The 6,071-nt window shown below is 75.6% G+C and carries 5 protein-coding genes; 3 read left to right on the top strand and 2 right to left on the bottom strand.

Annotation, left to right across the window (positions count from 1 at the left end):
* Positions 1-113: 113 nt before the first annotated feature.
* Both tsf and rpsB read right to left on the bottom strand, forming a co-directional pair.
* Complete coding sequence (gene tsf / locus AC1MIR_RS22370) at positions 114-1,049, bottom strand: translation elongation factor Ts (protein ID WP_480030399.1); 936 nt, start codon at positions 1,047-1,049, stop codon at positions 114-116.
* A 99-nt stretch (positions 1,050-1,148) separates the two neighbouring features.
* Positions 1,149-1,943 carry a 30S ribosomal protein S2 gene (rpsB, locus tag AC1MIR_RS22375; RefSeq protein WP_480030400.1) on the bottom strand — a complete coding sequence of 265 codons (795 nt, stop codon included), beginning with the start codon at positions 1,941-1,943 and terminating at the stop codon, positions 1,149-1,151.
* Positions 1,944-2,206: 263 nt separating this feature from the next.
* Between rpsB and AC1MIR_RS22380 the strand changes: the two genes are divergently transcribed.
* The 3 genes from AC1MIR_RS22380 to AC1MIR_RS22390 all read left to right on the top strand — a co-directional run.
* A complete protein-coding gene (locus AC1MIR_RS22380) occupies positions 2,207-4,504 on the top strand; it encodes a glycosyltransferase (protein WP_480030401.1) in 2,298 nt (765 codons plus the stop codon).
* Entirely contained in the window at positions 4,501-5,643 is a 1,143-nt protein-coding gene (locus AC1MIR_RS22385) for a glycosyltransferase (RefSeq protein ID WP_480030402.1), read from the top strand. Before AC1MIR_RS22380 ends, AC1MIR_RS22385 begins: the two co-directional genes overlap by 4 nt.
* Positions 5,640-6,071: hypothetical protein (locus tag AC1MIR_RS22390; protein ID WP_480030403.1), on the top strand; the 432-nt coding region annotated here is incomplete at its 3' end. The genes AC1MIR_RS22385 and AC1MIR_RS22390, both read left to right, overlap by 4 nt.

The following is a 6,071-nucleotide window of genomic DNA, read 5'->3' on the forward strand; positions in this document are numbered from 1 at the left end:
GGGCGAGCCCGTGCGGGCGCGCCCCGCGCGGCGGGGCCGGCGCGCCCGGGCGGGGGGGGCGGGGGGGGGGGGGGGGGCGGCGGGGCGCGCAGGCCGGGCCGCCCGGGGTCGGCTCACCCCTTGCTCATCGCCGCGACCTCGGCGGCGAAGTCGCTGGCCTCCTTCTGGATGCCCTCGCCGAGCTGGAAGCGGGCGAAGCCGGTCAGGTTGCCCCCGGCCTTCTTCACCACCTCCTTCACGCGGCTCTCGCCATCATGCACCCAGACCTGCTCCAGCAGGACGACCTCCTCGTAGTATTTCCGGATGCGGCCCTCGATCATCTTCTCGATGATCTCCGGCTTCTTGCCCGAGCCGGCGGCCTGCTCGCGCAGCACAGCCTTCTCGCGGTCCAGCTCGGAGGGCTCGACGCCGCCGATGTCGAGCGCGGTCGGGCGGGCGGCGGCCACATGCATGCCGATCTGCCGCCCGAGCGTCTCCATCGCCTCGATCTCGGACGCCGCCTCGAGCGCGACCAGCACGCCGATCTTGCCGAGCCCAGGCTTCACGGCATTGTGTATGTAGGACGCGACGGTGCCGTTCTTGACCCGCAGCACGCGGGCGCGGCGGATCGTCATGTTCTCGCCGATCGTGGCGATGAGATGGGTCAGCTCCTCCTGCACCGTGCGCAGGTCGCGCCCGCCCTCGACCAGCTCGGGCACGCCCGGATAGGTCGCGTGCTTCAGCGCCTCCACATCCTCGCCGACGGAGAGCGCGAGCTCGGCCACGGTGGCGACGAAGCTCTGGAACAGCTCGTTGCGCGCGACGAAGTCGGTCTCGGCGTTCACCTCGACCATGGCGCCGACGCCCGGGCCGGTCGCGACGCCGACCAGGCCCTCGGCGGCGCCGCGGCCGGACTTCTTGGCCGCGGCCGAGAGGCCCTTCTTGCGCAGCCAGTCGATCGCGCCTTCCATGTCGCCGCCCGCCTCGGTCAGCGCCTTCTTGCAGTCCATCATGCCGGCGCCCGTGCGCTCGCGCAGTTCGCGCACCATCGCCGCGGTGATCTCGGCCATGTCAGAGCTCCTGATCCGTTCAATGCAGGTCGGGCCGGAACCTGCGTCCCGGCCCTGTTCATCCAGTCACGGCGCGTCGGGCGCGATGCCCGGCGCGGCCTATTCCGCCGCCGGCTGGTCGGTCGGGGCGACCTCGAGCGGCGCTTCCGGCAACGCCTCGGCGGGCAGCTCCTCCATCGCGCCGATGTCGGCGCCGGAGGAGGAGAGCGCGCCGGCCAGGCCGTCCAGCACCGCGGCGGCGACGCTGTCGCAGTAGAGGTGGATGGCGCGGATCGCGTCGTCGTTGCCCGGGATCGGGAAGGCGATGCCGGCCGGATCGGCGTTGCTGTCCACCACCGCGATCACCGGGATGCCGAGCTTGTTGGCCTCCTCGATCGCCAGCTTCTCCTTCACCGTGTCGATGACGAAGATGATGTCGGGCAGGCCGCCCATGTCCTTGATGCCGCCGAGCGCGCGCTCGAGCTTGTCGCGCTCGCGCGTCAGCATCAGGACCTCCTTCTTGGTGAGGCCCTGGATGTCGCCGCCGAGCCGCTCCTCCATCTGCTTCAGGCGCTTGATGCTGCCCTGGATGGTCTTCCAGTTGGTCAGCATGCCGCCGAGCCAGCGGTGGTTCACGTAGTACTGGCCGCAGCGCTGCGCGCTCTCGGCCACGTAGTCGGCCGCCGCCTTCTTGGTGCCGACCATCAGCACGCGCCCGCCGCCCGCGACCACGTCGCGGATCGCGCGCAGCGCGCGGTCCATCATCGGCACGGTCTGCTGCAGGTCCAGGATGTGGACCTGGTTGCGGACGCCGAAGATGTACGGCGCCATCCGCGGATTCCAGCGGCGGGTGTGGTGGCCGAAATGCACGCCGGCCTCGAGCAGGCCGCGCAGGGTGACGTCGGGCATCGCCATCGGCGAAGATCCTCTCTTCCAGTGGTCCGGTTGCGCCTCCGCGGCGCCATCCCCCTGGCCGTCTGACCCTGGGGACCGGACCCGTTCGCGCCGTTTCGGGCTGGAAGGGTGCGCCGCGTGTGGATTTGCCGCCGCCAAGCAGGCCCGGCCGCGACCGCGCGCATATGCCCCAGCCGCGCCGCCGGGGCAAGGCCGCAGCCTGCGGCGGGCGCGGTTTCCCCGCCAGTTCCCCCCCCCTGGCGCGGCGGCTATCCTGCCGGGCGATGCGCATCCTCGTCGTCTCGCCCACGCCCACGCACCCGCAGGATGCCGGCAACCGGGCGCGCATCCATGCCCTGCTGGCAGGGCTGAAGGCGGCGGGCCACGCCATCCATCTCTGCCTGCTGCTGCGCGAGGGGGTGACGCCGGAGGCGCTGGCCGCGATGCGCGCCGCCTGGGACGAGGTGATCACCGTCCCGCATGACCGCGCGGCGGAGCGGCAGAGCCTGCCGGAGGGCCTGAACGCCCTCGACGACTGGATCCTGCCGGCGGCCGAGCGCGCCTTCGCCGACCTCGCCGCCCGCGATCCCGGCTTCGACATGGTGCTGGTGAACTACGTCTTCCTCAGCGCCGCCTTCCTGCCCTTCCCCCCCGGCGTGGTGCGGGTGCTGGACACCCATGACGTCTTCGCCGAGCGCGCCGGGAAGCTCGCCGCGCTCGGCCTACAGAACCGCTTCTTCGCCACCACCGCCGAGGAGGAGACGCGCGGCCTCGACCGCGCCGACCTGGTGCTGGCGATCCAGGACGAGGACGCGGCCGGGTTCCGCGCACGCACAAGCGCGCCGGTGCTGACGCTCGGCCACCTGCCGCCCGGCCCGGCAGGCCCCCTGCCGCCGCGGGCCGCCGATGGCCGGCTGGCAATAGGCTACATCGGCAGCGTCAACCCGATGAACACCCGCGCGCTCGGCCGCTTCCTGGCCGCGCTCGACCCGGCTTCGGTCGCGGCGGCGGGCGCGGGCCTGCTGGTCGCGGGCGGCGCCGCGCAGGGGCTTGCGGCCGCGCCCGGCCTGGTGCCGCTCGGCCCGGTGGCCGCGGCCGACGATCTCTATGCCCGCGTGGATCTGGTGGTGAACCCGCATGAGGGCGGCACCGGGCTCAAGATCAAGACCGTGGAGGCGCTGGCGCGCGGCCGGCCGGTGATCGGCACCGCGGAAGCCTTCGCCGGCCTGCCGGCCGAGGCCGCCTGCCACGCCGCCGCCGATGCCGCCGAGGTCGCCCGCCATGTCCGGCGCTGGCTGGCCGAGCCCGCCTGGCGCGCCGAGGTCGCCGCGGCCTCGCGGCGCCTGGCCGAGCGCTACGCGCTGGAGGTGCGGGACGCCCGCGCCATCCTCGCCTCGCCCGCCGCCATCGCGCGGCTGCGCGACCGTCCGCGCCTGCTGCTCGTCACCGACGTGCCCTTCTGGCGCACCGACCTCGGCAACCGCCAGCGCATCGCCGCGCTGATCGCCGCGGCGCGGGCCGAGGCCGACCCGGACCTCTTCTTCGCCGCCCCGCTGGCGCCGGAGGAGGCGGCGGCGGCGCAGCGCCTGCTCGGCCCGCGCGGGCGCGTCTTCGCCGCCACGGCCGAGGCGCCGGCCGAGCCGCCGGACGGCCTCACCCCCTATGAGGCGTCGCGCTTCGACGGCGCGGTGTTCGCGGCGCTGGAGGCGCATCTGGCCGCGCACCGGCCCGATGGCGTGATCATCGAATACCTGCTGCTGTCCTACCTGCGCCATGCGCGCGGCCTGCCGCCGCTGACGGTGATCGACACGCATGACGTGATGTCGGTCCGCGCCGAGAATTTCCGGCGCTTCGGCCGCACCCACTTCGTGCAGATCCCCGCCGCCGAGGAGCTGCGCATCCTCTCCGGCTTCCCCATCGTGCTGGCGATCCAGGCCGAGGAGGCGCGCTGGCTGGAGGCGCTGCTGCCCGGCCGCGTCCTGCTCGCGCCCCACGTCATGCCGCCCGTCCCCCGGGCCGCGGGCAGCCCCGCCGGGGCGCGGCTGCGCGTCGGCTTCATCGGCGGCGACAGCCCGATGAACCAGGACGGGCTGCGCTGGCTGATGGACCAGGTCTGGCCGGCGGTGCTGCCGCTCGGCGCGGAACTGCATGTCGCGGGCGGCATCTGCGCCAGCCTGCCCGAGGGGCGGGAAGGCGTCGTCGCGCATGGCGAGGTGGCCGACGCCAACGCGTTCCTCGCCAGCCTCGACATCGCCGTGAACCCGGTCTTCTTCGGCGGCGGGCTGAAGATCAAGACGGTGGAGTACCTGGCGCATGGCCTGCCCTCGGTGCTGAGCGCGGAGGCGCTGTTCGGCATCTCGGGCGGCGCGGGCGAGGCCTATCTGGTGGCCCCCGACCGCGCCGGCTTCATCGCCGGCCTCGCCGCGCTGATCGAGGATGCGGCGCTGCGCCGGCGGATGGGCGAGGCAGCGCAGGCCTTCGCGCGGCGGCATTTCGGCGCGCGCGAGCTGGAGCGGGCGATGCGCGCGCTGGCGCAGCTCGCGCGCGGCACCCCGCCGCCCAAGCGCGTCGCCGCCGCATGATCGGCACGCGCCGCCTCCGCCGGCTGCTCCTGCTGCTGCCTTCGGGGCTGTTCGGCGGGACCGAGCGGCACAGCGCGCTGCTGGCGCGACGGCTGCGGGCGCTGGCGAAGCTGGAGGTGGATCTGGCCACCGAGCCGGCGCTGCTGGAGTTCATCGCGGAGCGCGGCCTGCCCGGCATCGGCCTGCACCCGGCAGCCATCGCCTGGCAGGCCGAGGGCGACGCCGAGAGCCGCGCCGCCCGCCAGGCGGCGGAGACGCGCCGCCTGCTCGCCGCGCTGCAGCCGGACGCCGCGCTGGTCGCCCTGCCCTGGCCCGATGCCGGCAACGGCCTGCTGCCGGTCCTGGCGGAAGCGGCGCTGCCGCGCCTGGTGCTGCTGCACCTGGCACGCGAGGCCGCTCCGCCCGAAACGCCGCCCGCGCTTGGGCTGGACGGCGCGGTGGTCGCCGCCGTCTCCGCCCCCGTCGCGCGCCGCGCCGCCCTGGCCTGGGGCCTGCCGGAGGCCGCGGTGGCGGTGCTGCCGAACCCCGCGCCGACGCCGCTCGCGCTCGACCGCGCCGCCGTCCGTGTGGAGCTGCGCGCCGCGCTCGGCCTGGCGCCCGGCGCCCGGCTGCTGCTGTTCGTGGGCCGGCTGGAGGAGGCGAAGGGCGCCGACCTGCTGCCGGGGATCATCGGGCGCCTCGATGCCACCCTGCTGGTGGCCGGCGACGGCAAGCTGCGCGGCATGCTGCAGGAGATCGCCGCGGCCGATCCCTATGGGCGGCTGCGCCTGCTCGGCCCGGTGGCCGACCCGGCGCCCTGGTATCTCGCCGCCGACGCCCTGCTGCTGCCCTCGCGACTGGAGGGCGCGCCCCTCGCCTTCCTGGAGGCGGCGGCGAATCGCTGCCCGGTGGTGGCGAGCGCGGCCGCGGTCGAGGCCTTCGGCTCAGACGCCCCCCGATTCGCCGCCATCGCCCAGCCGGCGGACGCCGCGGGAATGGCCGCCGCCGCCGCCGCGCTGCTGGCCGATCCGGATCTTGCATGGCGGAAGGCGGCTGCGGCGGCACGGCTGGTGGAAGGCCGCGACTGGTCGGGATTGGCCGCGCAGACGCTCGGCCTGCTGCGCGCGGCGGTCGCCGCGGCGCGAGGAGGGACGGCATGATCGGCCTCAGGATCGGCGCCGCCGAGCTCGACGAGATCGAGGCCGGCGCGCCGGCGGTGGTGGTGGCGCCGGAGCTGGACCTGCCGGAGTTGCACCCCCTCCTGCTGCTGGTGCCGGAGGACGGGGTGCTGGCGCGGCCAGGCATGCGGCCCGCGCGCAGCCTGCCGCTGCCCCCCGACCTGCCCCTGCTGGGCCTGGTGGCCGGGGCGGAAGCGGCGGCGAAGCTGGCACCGCTGCTGCCGGCCGGCCTCCCGGTGCTCGCCGATGCCGCGCTGCTGCCGGCGCTGCTGGCCGAATCGCTGCGCAGGGAGCGCGGCGCGCGCGAGGCGGCGGAGGGCGAATCGCGCCGCCTGCTGCGCGCGCTCGGCGGCGCGCCGCCCGGGGCGGGGGGGGGGGGGGGGCCGGGGCCCCGGGGCGCGGGCGCCCCC

This window comes from Falsiroseomonas sp. RANM36, from assembly GCF_056682175.1.

What these genes read in the sequence shown, in the direction of transcription:
- AC1MIR_RS22380 (WP_480030401.1), top strand. Translation starts at nt 2,207, where the DNA reads ATGCGCATCCTCGTCGTCTCGCCCACGCCCACGCACCCGCAGGATGCC.
- rpsB (WP_480030400.1), bottom strand. Translation starts at nt 1,943, where the DNA reads ATGGCGATGCCCGACGTCACCCTGCGCGGCCTGCTCGAGGCCGGCGTG.
- AC1MIR_RS22385 (WP_480030402.1), top strand. Translation starts at nt 4,501, where the DNA reads ATGATCGGCACGCGCCGCCTCCGCCGGCTGCTCCTGCTGCTGCCTTCG.
- tsf (WP_480030399.1), bottom strand. Translation starts at nt 1,049, where the DNA reads ATGGCCGAGATCACCGCGGCGATGGTGCGCGAACTGCGCGAGCGCACG.